General features: G+C 60.1%; 11 protein-coding genes. 3 read left to right on the top strand and 8 right to left on the bottom strand.

Going from position 1 to position 14,942, the window contains the following annotated elements:
- Positions 1 to 141: 141 nt before the first annotated feature.
- The 4 genes from truA to AACS18_RS11000 all read right to left on the bottom strand — a co-directional run bounded on the left by truA (position 142) and on the right by AACS18_RS11000 (position 5,960).
- A complete protein-coding gene (gene truA, locus AACS18_RS11015; RefSeq protein WP_040066446.1) occupies positions 142 to 951 on the bottom strand; it encodes a tRNA pseudouridine(38-40) synthase TruA in 810 nt (269 codons plus the stop codon).
- Positions 952 to 1,151: 200 nt separating this feature from the next.
- Positions 1,152 to 3,356: a FimV/HubP family polar landmark protein gene (locus AACS18_RS11010; protein ID WP_108614259.1), complete on the bottom strand. Its 2,205-nt coding sequence runs from the start codon at positions 3,354 to 3,356 to the stop codon at positions 1,152 to 1,154.
- A gap of 271 nt (positions 3,357 to 3,627) precedes the next feature.
- The gene (locus AACS18_RS11005; RefSeq protein ID WP_108614258.1) at positions 3,628 to 4,644 is read right to left on the bottom strand and encodes an aspartate-semialdehyde dehydrogenase; all 1,017 of its coding nucleotides are present in this window, start codon (positions 4,642 to 4,644) and stop codon (positions 3,628 to 3,630) included.
- Positions 4,645 to 4,838: 194 nt separating this feature from the next.
- Positions 4,839 to 5,960 carry a 4-phosphoerythronate dehydrogenase gene (locus AACS18_RS11000; RefSeq protein WP_108614257.1) on the bottom strand — a complete coding sequence of 374 codons (1,122 nt, stop codon included), beginning with the start codon at positions 5,958 to 5,960 and terminating at the stop codon, positions 4,839 to 4,841.
- Positions 5,961 to 6,207: 247 nt separating this feature from the next.
- On the opposite strand from AACS18_RS11000, the gene AACS18_RS10995 reads away from it, so the two are divergent.
- The 3 genes from AACS18_RS10995 to AACS18_RS10985 all read left to right on the top strand — a co-directional run bounded on the left by AACS18_RS10995 (position 6,208) and on the right by AACS18_RS10985 (position 9,325).
- Positions 6,208 to 6,951, top strand: coding sequence for a phosphatase PAP2 family protein (locus AACS18_RS10995; protein WP_108614256.1), 744 nt, complete (start codon positions 6,208 to 6,210; stop codon positions 6,949 to 6,951).
- Positions 6,952 to 7,050: 99 nt separating this feature from the next.
- A complete protein-coding gene (gene rnt / locus AACS18_RS10990; RefSeq protein WP_005333780.1) occupies positions 7,051 to 7,728 on the top strand; it encodes a ribonuclease T in 678 nt (225 codons plus the stop codon).
- A gap of 274 nt (positions 7,729 to 8,002) precedes the next feature.
- The gene (locus AACS18_RS10985; protein WP_005361308.1) at positions 8,003 to 9,325 is read left to right on the top strand and encodes a Na+/H+ antiporter family protein; all 1,323 of its coding nucleotides are present in this window, start codon (positions 8,003 to 8,005) and stop codon (positions 9,323 to 9,325) included.
- Positions 9,326 to 9,901: 576 nt separating this feature from the next.
- Here AACS18_RS10985 and AACS18_RS10980 read toward each other — a convergent pair.
- The 4 genes from AACS18_RS10980 to AACS18_RS23365 form a co-directional block, all read right to left on the bottom strand.
- Positions 9,902 to 11,803 (bottom strand): DEAD/DEAH box helicase, encoded by a 1,902-nt coding sequence (locus tag AACS18_RS10980; RefSeq protein WP_005337260.1) that lies wholly within the window; start codon positions 11,801 to 11,803, stop codon positions 9,902 to 9,904.
- A 180-nt stretch (positions 11,804 to 11,983) separates the two neighbouring features.
- Positions 11,984 to 12,445, bottom strand: coding sequence for a hotdog fold thioesterase (locus AACS18_RS10975; RefSeq protein ID WP_108614255.1), 462 nt, complete (start codon positions 12,443 to 12,445; stop codon positions 11,984 to 11,986).
- Positions 12,446 to 12,613: 168 nt separating this feature from the next.
- On the bottom strand, positions 12,614 to 13,102 hold the full coding sequence (locus AACS18_RS10970) for a hypothetical protein (RefSeq protein ID WP_108614254.1): 489 nt from the start codon (positions 13,100 to 13,102) through the stop codon (positions 12,614 to 12,616).
- A partial coding sequence (locus AACS18_RS23365) for an FAD-linked oxidase C-terminal domain-containing protein (RefSeq protein ID WP_308810826.1) occupies positions 13,102 to 14,942 on the bottom strand: 1,841 nt, incomplete at its 5' end. The genes AACS18_RS23365 and AACS18_RS10970, both read right to left, overlap by 1 nt.

The following is a 14,942-nucleotide window of genomic DNA, read 5'->3' as shown; positions in this document are numbered from 1 at the left end:
GAATCTTCTCAAGCCAGCTCATGGAATTCCTTAATGCTTTTGTGCCTGACAAAACGCATCGAGCCTAGATTGTTCAATGACTTAATAGCTCGATGGCAACAAATGACGGGTCATTAAACCACAATTTTTCGGGCGCAGTTACTAAAAACTGGTCGTACCCGGTGCCGAGTCCGGCAGCCACAGCGGGCCGAGCGGCAACTGCGGCAGAGCAAACTCGGCCGGGTAATCCACATCGACCAGATAGAGGCCACCGGCCTTGGCGGTCGGCCCGGCCAGATTGCGATCCTTGGCAGCCAGCACCTCGGCAATCCACTCCACCGGTTTGAGCCCCTGCCCCACCAGCAGCAGGGAGCCTGTGATGTTGCGCACCATATGGTGCAGGAAGGCGTTGGCCTTGATGTCGAGCACGATGTAGGGGCCGGAGCGGCTGACACACAGATGGGTCACATTGCGCCACGGGGTGTTGGATTGGCAGGCGACGGCACGGAAGGTGCTGAAGTCGTGCTCCCCCAGCAGGCTCTGGCCCGCCTGGTGCATCAACTCGGCATCGATGGTCTCGTGGTAGTGGCTGACGCCACTGCCGAGGATCGCCGGCCGGTAGTTGTGGTTGTAGATGACATAGCGGTAGCGACGGGCGGTGGCGCTGAAGCGGGCGTGGAAGCTCTCGTCCACCTGCTTGACCCAGCGCACGGCGATATCCGGCGGCAGGTTGGAATTGAGCCCCAGGGTCCAGGCCCCTTCGGCACGGTTCGCCTCGGTATCGAAGTGGATCACCTGACCGGTCGCATGGACACCGGCATCGGTGCGCCCGGCACACTGGATGGAGACAGGGTGGTTGGCGATCCGGCTCAGCGCCGTCTCCAGTTCAGCCTGCACGCTGATCACTTCACGCTGACGCTGCCAGCCGAAATACCGGCTGCCGTCATATTCAATACCTAGGGCAATTCGCATGGATAAACTTGTCTTGTTGTGAAAACTCAGTGAAAGAAACGGGGCGGATTATACGCGCTCAGCCCGAAAAGTCCCACCACACGCGCAATTGGCCTGGATGGTCAGCCTGCGCGGCCATGATTCCCCCATCGCAAATCGCCAAAAGAAGAGGGCAGCCTGCTGGCTGCCCCCGTTTTGCTGATCCCGTGATGGGAGATGCTTTAGCCCAACCGCTTGAGCAACTTCTCGGCTTCGGCGCGCTGGTGATCGCTACCCTGCTCCGCCGCCTCTTGCAGCAGCTCGCGGGCACTATCCTTGTCGTCAATCTCGAGGTATGCACGGGCCAGATCCAACTTGGCACCCACACCGCCGTCGTCGGCATCCACGTCAAATCCGGTGGATTCCGGCAGCACCTCGGGAAAGCCATCCAGCCCCACATCCAGCGAGAAGCCCTGATACGGCTCCTGCTCCGGCGCAGTGGCATCCGCTTCAGCCAGCAGCTTGTCGATCTCGACGTAGCCACTCTCCTGTGCCTGCTCACGGGGCTGGAGATCTGCCGGATGTGATTCCACCTCGGCAAACGCATCTTCGAAATCGGAGAGCGCCAGCTCGTTGGGATCCCACTCCAGATCCAGCTCAGCTTCCTTCGCCTTGACAGGCTCAAGACCCAGCTCGGCCAGCATGGCATCCGCACTCTCGTCGCCGTCCTCTGCGGCACTGAGATCAATGGCGTTGTCATCTTTGCCAGCAGCAGGCTCGTCGAGGGCACTGTCGAAATCGCCGAGATCGAAGCTGGCCAGATCGTCGTCAGCGACGCCGACTTCGTCGATGGAGCTCAAATCGGGCTCGAGGTCGGCGGAGAGATCCGCATCCAACTCGGCAAACAGGGCTGCCTGCAGCTCCTCTTCGCTCATGATCTCGTCAGCGGCCTTGGGCTTGGGATTGAACTCGCTGGCCAGATCCATGGCGGGCTCGTTGGCAAGCGCGATGGGCTCATCCAGCGAGAGATCGAGATCCGGCACAAGGTCCGGGTCACGACTGGCTGGCTGGGCCGCCATCCGCTCGGGCTCGAAGCCCTGCTGCTCCATCTCGCCCTCGTCGCTGAACACCAGATCGACATCCGGCTTGGCGGCCGGCTCGTCAGGCTCCATCGGCATAAAGCCATCCGGGGTGTTGAGATCCGGCATCGGGCGCACCGGCTCGTTGTCGGTCACATCGACGCTCAGCAGATCATCAAACTCGCTCTGCTCCTGATCCATCATCATGGCGGTGGATTCGGAGAGGCTCTTCTCCTGCTCTTCCAGTTCGCGGCGGGCACGGGCACGCAGCCACAGGGTCACCAGCGCCAATACCAGCAGCACCGGCAGCAGGATGATCATGGCGAGGTTGAGCGGTGAGGAGAGCAGATCCATCAACCAGTTTTTCTCAGGCTCAGGCTCGGCTGCCACCGGCGGGACCGGTTGCGCCTTGAGCTCGGCAATCTCTTTTTGCAGCGCGGTCTGATCCTGCAACTGGGCCTTGAGGGTCTCCACCTCTTCGGTCAGGGATTGCAGACGCAGCTTGAGCCTGTGGTTCATCTCGGTCACCTGGCCGAGCTGGGCATTGGCATCTTCCAGTGCCAGCGCCATCTCGGTAGCCGGTTTGCCCACCGGTTTATCCAGATCGGAAGGCAGAGGCGCCGGGGTGGTGCCTTCTGCAGCGCTCGGAGCAGGTGCTACCGCCTCTTTCGGCGCAGGCTCGCTCACCTTGGCCACTTCTTTGGTTTCAGCCGCCGGTTGCGGTGCCACCACCGGGGCTGGAATGGGGGCGGCTTTCGCCACTGGCAGCGGCGCAGGCGCAGCCTTCACCGGCTCGGTCTTGGCGGCTTCAACCTTCGCGGGTTTGGCGGCAGCCGGCTTGGCGGTATGGGCCTGCTTGTCAGCCAGATATTTGGGGCTTAACCCCTTCCAGCTGGCGTTGTCGCTGCGGAACTTGGCGCGAGCCTGAGCATCAGTGATGACGCTCGCCTCGGCCGCGGTCGGCAGCAGAATGCGGGACCCCACCAGAATGTGGTTGATATTGCCATCGGCAAAACTGCGGGGGTTTTTCTCGTAAATCGCCACCATGGTCTGGTAGACGCTGACCCGATTGGAGGGGCGATATTTGCTCGCCAGGCTCCATAGGGTATCGGTCGGACGAACAGGGCCATAGCTACCGGCATTGGCAGTGACCTGACGCACCACCGGCTGGGCGGTTGTACGCACCGGTTGTGCGGCAGGTCTGGCGACCGGCTGCGCCAGCGGCTGGGAATTGACGGCGGGAGGTGCGGGTTCGTCAGGGCCTTTTAGCTCGACAAAAAAAGGCTCCCGCGCCGAGTCTTCAGCCTGGACGGTGCCCAGCAGACCCAATGCGAGTAGCGTTGCCAATGTTATGCGGGAATGTCCCATATTCGTTCCTTCGTATGACGGCCCTATCACATTGAAAAATCTGGATAGTTACCCCAAAACAGTCGGTTCAATATAAATCAGGCTCGCCTGGCAAGCCAGCAGTCCGACACATTTAGCACCCAACTTGACCCTGAGTGTAGGAAAAAACTTAATCAGTTGATATCGCAACAGAATCTTGAAGTGACGGAGTGCGGCATGGGTCACACCCCGGTTTGATCACAGGCCGGATGCGCAGCACTCCCTGCTGCGCATCGGTGGCATCTGACCAGCCTTACAGATAGTCGCGAACTAGAAGCTCGGCAATCTGTACACTGTTGGTTGCCGCGCCCTTACGAACGTTATCGGCCACGATCCACATATTGATACCACTTGGATGAGAAATATCCTGGCGTACCCGGCCCACCAGCACCTCATCCTTGCCGGTTGCGTCACGCACCGGGGTCGGATAGTCCCCTTCGTCATCAAACAGGGTCACACCCGGCGCATTGCGCAGCAGGTCCTTGACCTGTTCGGCATCGAGCGGCTGGTGTAGTTCGACGTGTACCGCCTCGGCGTGGCCGTAGAAGACAGGCACCCGCACGCAGGTGGGGTTCACGGCAATACTGGCATCCCCTAGGATCTTCTGGGTTTCCCATACCATCTTCATCTCTTCACGGGTGTAGCCGTTGTCAGTGAAGCTGTCGATCTGCGGGATCAGGTTAAAGGCGATCTGTTGCGGATAGAGGGTCGGTTCCACCGGACGACCGTTGAGCAGATGAGCGGTCTGACCCGCCAGCTCGCTGACCCCCTCTTTGCCGGAGCCTGACACGGATTGATAGGTGGCCACGTTGATGCGGGCAATGCCCACTTCGTCGTGCAGCGGCTTCAGGGCCACCAGCATCTGGATGGTGGAGCAGTTGGGATTGGCGATGATGTTGCGATTGCGAAAATCGGCCAGCGCATCCGGGTTCACTTCCGGGATCACCAGCGGAATATCTTCGTCGTAACGGAAGCAGGAGGTGTTGTCGATGACGATGCAGCCATGCTCGGCAGCAATCGGTGCCCACTTGGCAGAGACCTCGGCCCCGGCGGAGAAGAGTGCGATCTGCACCTGGCTCCAGTCAAACACCTCCACATCGAGGATCTCGAGGTTCTTGCCGCCAAAGCGCACGGTATCACCGGCGCTGCGGCCGGAAGCCAGCGGATAGAGGGTCGCTACCGGAAATTCGCGCTCTTCCAGGATCTCGATCATCGCCTGACCCACGGCGCCGCTGGCACCCAATACCGCTACGTTAAACTGCTGGCTCATTCTGTTCTCCTCTGATAATGCTGCAATGGCGCCGGGTGGCGCCATGGTCGGCAGGCGCTCGCACGGCGAGATAACGCTGCCTGATATGGCTGAGCCAGCGCTGTAGTATCTGCGCCAGCTCAGTAAAAAAATGGGGGCGAGGTAGCCAGTACGGCTCACCCCTTCCGGTTATCTTCCAACTCCCAGGCCCCGATTCAGGGGCATGACAGCGCAAATCCCAGCTCGCCCAGCGCCTGGTCAGCAAACGCACCCTCAACCTGCAGGGAGGATAGTTCACGGCGCTCGGGATAGCGTTTGCGCTGCTCGTCAAAGCTGCCGGGCAAGCCGAGTCGGGCCCGGAAACGGGCATCATCGCGACGCACGTCATAGACCAGATGCACCAGCTGCTTGATCAACGCCTGATCCGGTGCGCGGCCCGGCACCACTGCCTGCACATCGGGGGCGGGCAACAGCTGACTCAAATCCTGACGAGGCTGGCGTCCCAGCTGCTGGCAGAGCGCCTGATAGAGCATCCAGGTACCGCGGGCCTTCCCCTCCAGGCTGTAACCGGCGATATGGGGGGTGGCAATCTCGGTATGGGGCACCAGCGCAGCCAGTGGCTCGGGCTCGTTCTCCCACACATCCATCACCAGTCGCAACGGCTTATCGCTCAACTGGCGCGCCAGCAGGGCCCGGTTATCCCACACCTCGCCACGGGATGCGTTGATCAGGATCTGTCCGGCAGGGCGCGCGGCAATCTGTTCGGCATCGAGCAGATGGTAGGTGGCATCCGGCCCTTCACGGGTAATGGGCACATGGAAACTGACGATATCGGCACCAAGAGCGGTCTGATAATCGACAAAGCCCGCATCGGGGGTATTACGCGCCTTGGGTGGATCGCAGCGCAGTACCCGCATGCCGAGCGCTTGGGCCTTGCCAGCCACGCACTTGCCAGTATTGCCCGCGCCAATCACCGCCAAAGTCATGGCCGAGAGGTCGAGTTCATAGCGCTCCGCCAGCACCAGCAGGGCTGAGAGCACATAATCCCCCACCGAATACTTGTTGCAACCGGGGGCGCTGAAGAAGGGAATATTGCGGCTTGCCAGCAGGGCCTTGTCCACATGGTCTGTGCCTATGGTGGCGGTGCCGACAAACCAGAGTTTGGGGCTGGTCGCCAGCAAATCGCCGTTGACGCGGGTGACCGAACGCACCAGCAGCACATCGGCATCCAGCAGATCGCGGGCCTGCATCTGCCGTCCGGGCAAGGGGATCACCTCGCCAAATTCGGCAAACAGCTCCACGGCATGGGGCATATTCTCATCAACGACTATCTTCATCGGGCTCTCTTTGGTCACAACCGCCACGGGGGCGCCATTCTAGCGCAAAGCCGCCCGAGATTTCAGCCTGTGATGCAATCCGGCACGAAACGGGACCACATTGCGCGGCAGCCTCTCCATCAACCCGCTAAAACAGAGGATGTCGCCACAAATGTGTAAGCAGAGGTAACAAACGTGCTGCTCGGCTTTGTCCGGGCATATCACGGTGGCACAATGCCCCTCTTTTTCGCGATCGCCCATATCCACCATGCCGCCACACGCTTCGTCGCACTCAGTGTCAACCGCTTCACTCACCCGCAGTCAGGTGCTTGGATTCACAGCCCTGTTGATCCTGCCCCTGTTACTGCTCGCCACCCTGCCCTGGCAGCCTTTTCTGACCGGCTCCCTGCAATCAGGCTGGCTATGGTGGTCATACGCCCTCACCCGCATGGTCGATATTCCCGGGATAGGGATCAGTGGCGCCCTCTTGCTGATGCTGACTCGCTACAAACTGAGACTGGAATGGGCCTCCTTCATTGCGCTGGGGTGTGCACTGGCGGCCCTGCTTGCCAGCGACTGGGTGCTCAAAAGCCTGATCAAGCACCTGACCGAAGAGCCCAGACCCTATCTGCTCTGGCTTGAGAGTCAGTCGCTGATCCCGGCCATCAAGCACTTCTACGCCAGTAGCGTCGATGTGCGCAGTGAACAGGTTCACGCCGCCAGCCAGTTGCTGGCCCTGCCAGAATGGCTCGGCCACCACTGGCAGGCCGAGGTAAACTACGCCTTCCCCTCCGGCCACAGCATCGCCGCCATCAGCCTGGCCCAGTTCTTTGGCCTTATCTGGCTGGCCCGAGCCCCCACAGGCGCCTGGCTGCTACCGTTGTGGGCGCTGGGGATTGGTCTGTCGCGCATGGTGATGGGTATGCACTGGCCGGTGGATGTGCTGGCCAGCGCCCTGTTGGGCACGCTCACGGCGCTGATTGCCGCCCGCTGGTGGCTGCACAGATATTAAATCGAGCGCCACCTTGCCGCAGCCGACTGCGTGGGATGGGGGGACAAGCCTGTGCTTTTTTGCCATAATGCCGCCTCATTTTATCCCGACCGAGATCCCATGACCGACGCAGTTCATACCCTCAAGGGCCGTTTCCGTGGTTTTTACCCCGTCGTCATCGATGTTGAAACTGCCGGGTTCAACGCCAAGACCGATGCCCTGCTCGAAATCGCGGCCTACACCCTGAAAATGGATGAGCAGGGCTGGCTCGTTCCCGATCAGGTATTCCACTTTCATGTCGAGCCCTTCGAAGGGGCCAACCTGGAAAAGGCCGCGCTGGAGTTCACCGGCATCGACCCCTACAACCCGTTGCGTGGCGCTGTCTCGGAAAAAGAGGCGCTGACCGAGATCTTCAAGGGGATCCGCAAGGGGATGAAGGAGCAGGATTGCGGCCGCGCCATCATAGTGGCCCACAACGCCACCTTTGATCACGGCTTCGTGATGGCTGCCGCCGAGCGCGCTGGCCTCAAGCGCAATCCGTTCCACCCGTTTGCCACTTTCGACACCGCAGCCCTCTCCGGATTGGCGCTGGGTCAGACCGTGCTGGCCAAAGCGTGCCAGAGCGCCCGCATCCCGTTTGACAATAAAGAGGCGCACTCTGCCCTCTATGACACCGAACGCACCACAGAGCTGTTCTGTCATATCGTTAACCGCTGGAAGAGCATGGGGGGCTGGCCGCCAGCGCATCCGGATGATGACACAACCGATGCCCCTGCCGACGATGAGGGGCAAGAATAAACGAATGAAGGCTGCCACTGGCAGCCTTTGCTTTTTTGGGGAAGTGATTGATTGCACGGCGCACCGGAGATCGCTATCAAGGTCACTATCCACCGCTGCGCACGGGATGCACGGAGACAAACAGGTTACAAACCCTCATGTTGAGCAACCTTGTGCCACATGCTGCTGCGATATGAGCGGTTTGACTGATTTTTTACTCGACATTTGTCACATTTTTCGCAAACTAACTCCCCTTCACATGACAGACAGCAATAACAAACTATAAGGAAATCAAATGAATCCAGTTGTTATCGCAGTCGGGCTGATGCTGGTGCTCAGTCTGCTGCGGATCAATGTGGTGGTCTCGCTGGCGCTGGGGGCCATTGCTGGCGGCCTGGTCGGTGGGCTGTCGTTGACCGATACCCTCACCACCTTCAGCGGTGGCCTGGGCGGTGGCGCCGAGATTGCCCTCTCCTACGCCATGCTGGGCGCCTTTGCGGTTGCCATCTCCCGCTCCGGGATCACCGACCTGCTGGCCCGCAAGGTGATCAACCAGTTGGGCAAGGATGCCAGCTCGACCCGCATCATGTGGGTCAAAACCCTGCTGCTCTCTTCCGTGCTGGCCGTGGCGATCTCGTCCCAAAACCTGATCCCGGTTCACATCGCCTTTATTCCCATCCTGATCCCGCCGCTGCTGCATGTGATGGCGCAGATGCAGATCGACCGTCGTCAGGTGGCCTGTGTCATCACCTTTGGCCTGACAGCCACCTATATGGTGCTGCCGGTCGGCTTTGGCGGCATCTTCCTGAACAACATTCTGGCCAAGAACCTGATTGATAACGGCGTGCCCATCACCACCAGCCAGATCCCGCTGGCGATGGCTATTCCGGTTGCCGGTATGGTACTGGGCCTGCTGATTGCGGTATTCATCAGCTATCGCAAACCGCGCCAGTACGATCTGGCCAAGATCCTGGATGCCGAGCCCGAAGCGGTCGAGCTCAACCTCACCCACATCTGGGTGGCCCTGCTGGCCATTGGCGTAGCGCTGGGGCTGCAACTGATGACCAACAGCATCGTACTGGGTGCACTGGCCGGTTTTGTCATCTTCACCTGCGGCGGCGTCATCAAGTTTCGCGAAAGCCAGGATGCCTTCACTCAGGGGGTGCGGATGATGTCGCTGATCGGCTTCATCATGATCTCCGCCGCCGGTTTTGCCGCCGTGATGAAGGCGACCCACGGGGTCGACTCTCTGGTTCAGGTGGTCGCCTCCGGCATCGGTCAGCACAAGGGGATCGCCGCCTTCTTGATGCTGCTGGTGGGTCTGCTTATCACCATGGGGATCGGCTCCTCCTTCTCCACCGTGCCCATCATCGCCACCATCTATGTGCCGCTCTGTCTGCAGCTCGGCTTCTCACCGATGGCGATCATCGCACTGGTTGGTACCGCTGGCGCGCTGGGGGATGCGGGTTCACCGGCCTCCGACTCGACGCTGGGCCCCACCTCCGGCCTCAACGCCGACGGCCAGCACGACCATATCTGGGACAGCGTGGTGCCCACCTTTATTCACTACAACATCCCGCTGGTGATCTTCGGCTGGATTGCCGCCATGGTGCTCTGATAGCCCTTCAGGCTGCGAACTCTGCACGTCACAATGCACAACGAGAAGGCGACCAGATGGTCGCCTTCTTCATTGATGCCAACCAATTACCCCACTCGATATGAATAATGGCTGCCTGCCAGACAAAGCCTCTGAGCGGCCAACTAGTCGCCACCCCTTACGATTGCCGGAGTCAGCGGGCGCAATGCTGTCACTCCCCGTACAACCATCCGCCCAATTGCACACTTCACAACGCCTGACCTTGAGATCATAAGATTGTTCTTCTCTCTGGCGAGCACCTATGGATTGCACAATATTGCACAATGATGTACTGCACTATCGATTCGCTCAACGCCTGCCAATACAGAGAAACGGCTGCATGCCCTGATCTATGGCATAACGGCGGATGACACCCGAGCCTTTCGAGTAGAAAGGCGTTCTCTCTTTCCCCGACATCCAGTCATCAAATAGTGGCCATCATGCGCTCCCCCATTTAACGGCTTATGCCGATCTGGCGTTCAGTAAGAACACAGGGTAAACCGCAGGCAGAAAAAAAGGCCGCTCAATGAGCGGCCTTCTTCATAACGGGATCAGCAATCAGCTTTCGCGACGCTTGCCACCGAATTTGCGATCTTTGTTGAAGCCACCTTCACGGCGCTCCCCGCTCTTGTTGAACGGACGGTCACCCTGGGGACGGCGATCCTTGTTGAAAGGACGGTCACCACGGAACGGACGATCACCACGGGGCGGACGGCTGCTGGTGTTGCCACCGGCAGGCACTTCGGTGTAGCGGGTGATTTGCAGCGGACGCTGGCAAACACGGGCTTTCTTGATCACTTCCAGTACATCGGCGGTCATGCCTTTCGGCAGATCGACGGTGGAGAAGTCATCAGCGATGTCGATGTTGCCGATGAAGCGGCTCTCGATGTTCGCTTCGTTGGCGATGGCGCCCACGATCTGGCCCGGCTTGACGCCGTGATGGGCACCCACGTCTACGCGGTAGCGCTCCATCTCCACATCCGGGTTGTCTTTCAGCGGACGCGGCTCCAGGGACGGCATGCGACGGGCAGGACGATCGCCACGGTCACCGAAATCACGACCGCCACGGTCGTTGAAGTCACGGCGCTCGAAGCCACCACGATCGTTGCCAGCGTTCAGCAGCGGATCCGGAATGGAGTCATCCAGCAGCAGCGGTTGGTCACCCTGTACCAGCTTGGCCAATGCAGCAGCCAGCTCCAGCGGATCGGCAGAATCCTCTTCGATCAGCTCGTTTACCAGGTTGTGGTAGATCTCGAGCTCTTCACCCATCATGGTTTCGCGGATGCGCTCTTTGAACTTAGCCAGACGATGCTGGTTGATGTCCTCGGTGCTCGGCATCTTCATCGGCTCGATGGCCTGACGAGTTGCGTGCTCGATGGCGCGCAGCATGCGACGCTCGCGCGGAGCAACGAACAGGATGGCTTCGCCTTTACGACCGGCACGACCGGTACGGCCGATACGGTGAACGTAAGATTCGGTGTCGTACGGAATGTCGTAGTTCACTACGTGAGTAATGCGCTCAACGTCCAGACCACGGGCGACAACGTCGGTGGCGATCAGGATATCCAGCTGGCCTTGACGCAGTTTGTCGACGGTACGCTCACGCAGTTTCTGCGGGATGTCGCCATGCAGCGCTTCACAGGCGTGACCACGGGCGGCCAGCTTGCCTGCCAGCTCTTCGGCAGCGTTCTTGGTACGTACGAACACCAGCAGGGCTTCGTAGGATTCCACTTCCAGCAGACGGGTCATGGCATCCAGCTTGTGCAGACCGGTTACCTGCCAGTAGCGCTGGCGAATAGTGGTAGCGGTAGCAGTCTTGGAGGCGATCTTGATCTCTTTGGGCTGCTTCAGGTGCTTCTGGGCCACGCGACGGATCTGCTCCGGCATGGTGGCAGAGAACAGGGCAACCTGACGAGTGCTCGGGCACTGCTCCATGATCCAGTCCACGTCGTCGATGAAGCCCATACGCAGCATTTCATCAGCTTCATCCAGTACCAGGGCTTTCAGGCCGGAGAGGTCCAGGTTCTTGCGACGGATCAGGTCCATCACGCGGCCTGGGGTACCGACGACAACCTGGGCACCGCGACGCAGGGCGCGGGTCTGGGTTTCGTAGGAGGCACCGCCGTAGATGGGCAGTACGTGGAAATCCGGCATGTGGTGGGCGTAGCGTTGGCACGCTTCAGCCACTTGCAGCGCCAGTTCGCGGGTAGGCGCCAGCACCAGGATCTGGGTGTTGCGGTTACCAGCTTCCAGACGAGACAACAGAGGCAAGGCAAAAGCAGCGGTCTTCCCTGTACCGGTTTGCGCCTGCCCCAGCAGATCGTGTCCCGCCATCAGGTGGGGAATTGCTGCGGCCTGGATCGGTGACGGGCGCTCATAGCCCACGTCCTGCAGCGCTTTCAATACAGGCGCGGCCAGTCCAAGCTCACTAAAAAGGGGCAGTTGTTCGGTATCAGACATAGATTCTTCCAGATTAAGGCAGGCGGCTAACACCGCGGAATAGCAAAAAGGCGGCGATTATAGCGCCACTTTGTTCTGCTGTCTTGAAAAATGTGATAAGCCTCTCAAGACGTTGGCAATTATAGAGGGATCTGACGAGTATGGCTTGCTTATTTTGCACTCATAGTGCGTTATTGCAGATCACTCCTCGCTGGAGTCCTTGCCCCGCTTGTGTTTGAGCACCGCCATGGTCAGTCGGCTGGTGCACAATAAACGCATCCGTTCGTCCCGAATTTCAATCTGCCACACCTGGGTTGTTGCTCCCAGATGGAGCGGCTCACAACGCCCGGTCACCACCCCTTCCCGCTTGGCTCGCAGATGGTTGGCATTCACCTCCAACCCCACACAGTAGCTATCTGGCCCGACCGCCATATTGGCGGCAATCGATCCCAAGGTTTCCGCCAGCACCACGGATGCGCCACCATGCAACATGCCAAGGGGCTGGTGAGTGCGATGATCCACTGGCATGGTCGCTTCCAGCCAATCGGCGCCAAAAGCGGTGTAGACGATATCGAGATGGGCCATCAGGGTGTTGCGAGAGGTGGCATTGAGCCCCTCCAGACTCATGGGTTTACGCCAGATGGGCGCAATATCGTGACTCATTGCGAGCAGACTCCTTATGTAAGCGATGAATGCGTACCGATATGAGTGAAACGCCCTCCATCGGCAAAATGGTTCAGTTATGTGAGTTGTTGGTTACCGGGTGACGTGGTAACAACGCAGCCCCGACCCGGAGCTGCGTGTTACACAATCATGCCCTTAAGCGGGATATCACCAAGGGTAGGTAATGCCGGGCCACTCGGACCAAGGCACTTCTCGCCCCGGCAGACGAGGTTCTGGCCACTGCCACACCCTGGCGAGCCAGTCGCGCAGCTGAATCTCCAGCTCCTCATCCGTGATAGGCGCCTCGGCCACCTTCCAGAAGAAGAGCTCCACCGCTACCTCTGGCAACACCGAGGGGTAGAGATAAACCCCACCCCAAAATTGCGGCTCCCGATCCGGACTCCATAGGCCATAGGCGAACGAGCGCTTGGCCAGAAACTCCGACTGCTGCCACTCCAGATCTCCTTCGTGCTGGCTCAGGCTGAAGTTAGCGGAGGGCCAGATATCGTTCGGGCGAAACAGCTGATGGAGCTGCTCGCGCTCGCGCAACATGGCGACAAACTCCACCACCGCCTGAGCGGGAGTGGCGGGTAACAGCAAGAAACGTGGGTGCCGATAGGCCTTCGGCACCCGAAACCGCTTGGGAAACGTCAGCATCAAAGCAGCTCCAGCAGGGCTTGCAATGGATGTTTGAGCTTTTCCCCCTCCATCCGCTTGACCTGACTGCGGCACGAATAGCCAGTTGCCAGACAGCGCGCTTTGGGTAGACGGGCAAGCGGGTCGGCCCAGCTCAACCCATAGATGCCCTTGGAGTTCTCCACCTGTTTGACGTCGTGACCATAGGTGCCCGCCATACCGCAGCAACCCACAGAGACCGGCTGCAAACTGGCCCCGAAGCGGTCAAACAGGGTGCTCCAGTCACCGTGAGTGGAGGGCTTGGCGGTCTTCTCGGTGCAGTGGGCAAAGAGATACCAGGGCTCGCTCCCCTCCTCGCTCTTGGTCTTGTCGGTTCGAGCAGGCAACTGATCTACCGGCAGCGAGAGCAGCCACTCCTGCGGCAACAACACCTGAAAATCGCCGCGAGCCGACCCCAACGCCTTGGCATACTCGTCGCGATAGCAAAGCACCATGGCCGGATCCACCCCCACCATGGGAATGCCAAGCGCCGCCACCTTGTTGAGGAACTGGGCGCTGTTGGCAGCAGTGCGGGCAAAGGCGCGCAGGAACCCCTTGATATGCTGGGGTTTACCGTTCGGTTTAAAAGGCAGCAGGTAGGGCTGGAAGCCGAGTTTGCTGGCGAGTTTCACCAGGTCGCGCACCACGGGGGCATCGTAATAACTGGTGAAGGGATCCTGCACGATGAGCACTACCTGCTTGCGCTGCTCGGCGCTCATCCGCTCCAGACCCGGCAGATCAAAATAGCGGGCGCGGTTATCGTGCAGGCTCTCGGCAAGGGTCGGCACCGAGAGCAGCGGCACATCGACCATGCCGATGCTCTTCTCGGTCGCCTTCTGGGCCCACTCTTTTTCGAGGAAGAAGTTGACCAGCTTCGGCGCCTTGGCAAGCAACGGCGCATAGCTCTCCACCGTGCCGACGAAGTAATCCTTGGGGGCGCGCAGGTAGCGGCCATGATAAAGCTGCATAAAGCGGGCGCGAAAATCGGGCACATCCACCTTGATTGGGCACTGGCTGGTGCACGCCTTGCAGGCAAGGCAGCCCGCCATCGCCTCCATCACCTCGTGGGAGAAATCATACTCGCCTCGCTGTTTGGCCCAGCTGTTGCGCACCTTGTCCACCAGCTGTTTGAAGCGCACGCCACCGGATTGCAGTGCCACCTCTTCCGCCAGCGGATCGAACCCCTGCTCCGCCAGCTGACGCAACCATTCGCGCATCAGTCCCGCCCGCCCCTTGGGGGAGTGGCGGCGATCACGGCTGATCTTGACCGAGGGGCACATGGGGGAGTCGGTCTCGAAGGTGAAGCAGAGACCATTGCCGTTGCAATCCATGGCGCGGGTGTAGCTGGTGCGCACCGCGAGCGGGATCTGGCGGTCATACTTGCCGCGCTTGGGGCCATCCACCGACACCAGCTCGGCGCCGCTACCGTAGGGGATACAGATCTTGCCCGGGTTGATACGGTTGGTCGGGTCGAACGCCCCCTTGACCCGCTGCAGCTCTTCCCACAGCTCTCCAAAGAAGGCGGGGCTGTATTCGGAGCGAAAGCCCTTGCCATGCTCGCCCCACATCAGACCGCCATATTTGGCGGTGAGCGCTACCACCTGATCGGAGATGCGGCGCAGCAGCACCTCCTGCTCGGGATCGCACAAATCCAGCGCCGGGCGCACATGCAGCACACCGGCATCGACGTGGCCGAACATGCCGTAGTCGAGGCCGTGGGCATCCAGCAGGGCGCGAAACTCCATGATGAAATCGGCCAGTGACTCTGGCGGCACGGCGGTGTCTTCAGTGAAGGCCACCGGCTTCTTGCGCCCTTCGGCGT

The organism is Aeromonas sp. HMWF015, from assembly GCF_963878965.1.
Lineage (GTDB): Bacteria > Pseudomonadota > Gammaproteobacteria > Enterobacterales > Aeromonadaceae > Aeromonas > Aeromonas veronii.
The sequence above is the reverse complement of the archived record's forward strand: the minus strand, read 5'-3'. Positions and strand labels throughout refer to the sequence as shown.

What these genes read in the sequence shown, in the direction of transcription:
- AACS18_RS10970 (WP_108614254.1), bottom strand. Translation starts at nt 13,102, where the DNA reads ATGCTGACGTTTCCCAAGCGGTTTCGGGTGCCGAAGGCCTATCGGCAC.
- AACS18_RS11005 (WP_108614258.1), bottom strand. Translation starts at nt 4,644, where the DNA reads ATGAGCCAGCAGTTTAACGTAGCGGTATTGGGTGCCAGCGGCGCCGTG.
- rnt (WP_005333780.1), top strand. Translation starts at nt 7,051, where the DNA reads ATGACCGACGCAGTTCATACCCTCAAGGGCCGTTTCCGTGGTTTTTAC.
- AACS18_RS11000 (WP_108614257.1), bottom strand. Translation starts at nt 5,960, where the DNA reads ATGAAGATAGTCGTTGATGAGAATATGCCCCATGCCGTGGAGCTGTTT.
- AACS18_RS11010 (WP_108614259.1), bottom strand. Translation starts at nt 3,356, where the DNA reads ATGGGACATTCCCGCATAACATTGGCAACGCTACTCGCATTGGGTCTG.
- AACS18_RS10985 (WP_005361308.1), top strand. Translation starts at nt 8,003, where the DNA reads ATGAATCCAGTTGTTATCGCAGTCGGGCTGATGCTGGTGCTCAGTCTG.
- AACS18_RS10975 (WP_108614255.1), bottom strand. Translation starts at nt 12,445, where the DNA reads ATGAGTCACGATATTGCGCCCATCTGGCGTAAACCCATGAGTCTGGAG.
- AACS18_RS10995 (WP_108614256.1), top strand. Translation starts at nt 6,208, where the DNA reads ATGCCGCCACACGCTTCGTCGCACTCAGTGTCAACCGCTTCACTCACC.
- AACS18_RS10980 (WP_005337260.1), bottom strand. Translation starts at nt 11,803, where the DNA reads ATGTCTGATACCGAACAACTGCCCCTTTTTAGTGAGCTTGGACTGGCC.
- truA (WP_040066446.1), bottom strand. Translation starts at nt 951, where the DNA reads ATGCGAATTGCCCTAGGTATTGAATATGACGGCAGCCGGTATTTCGGC.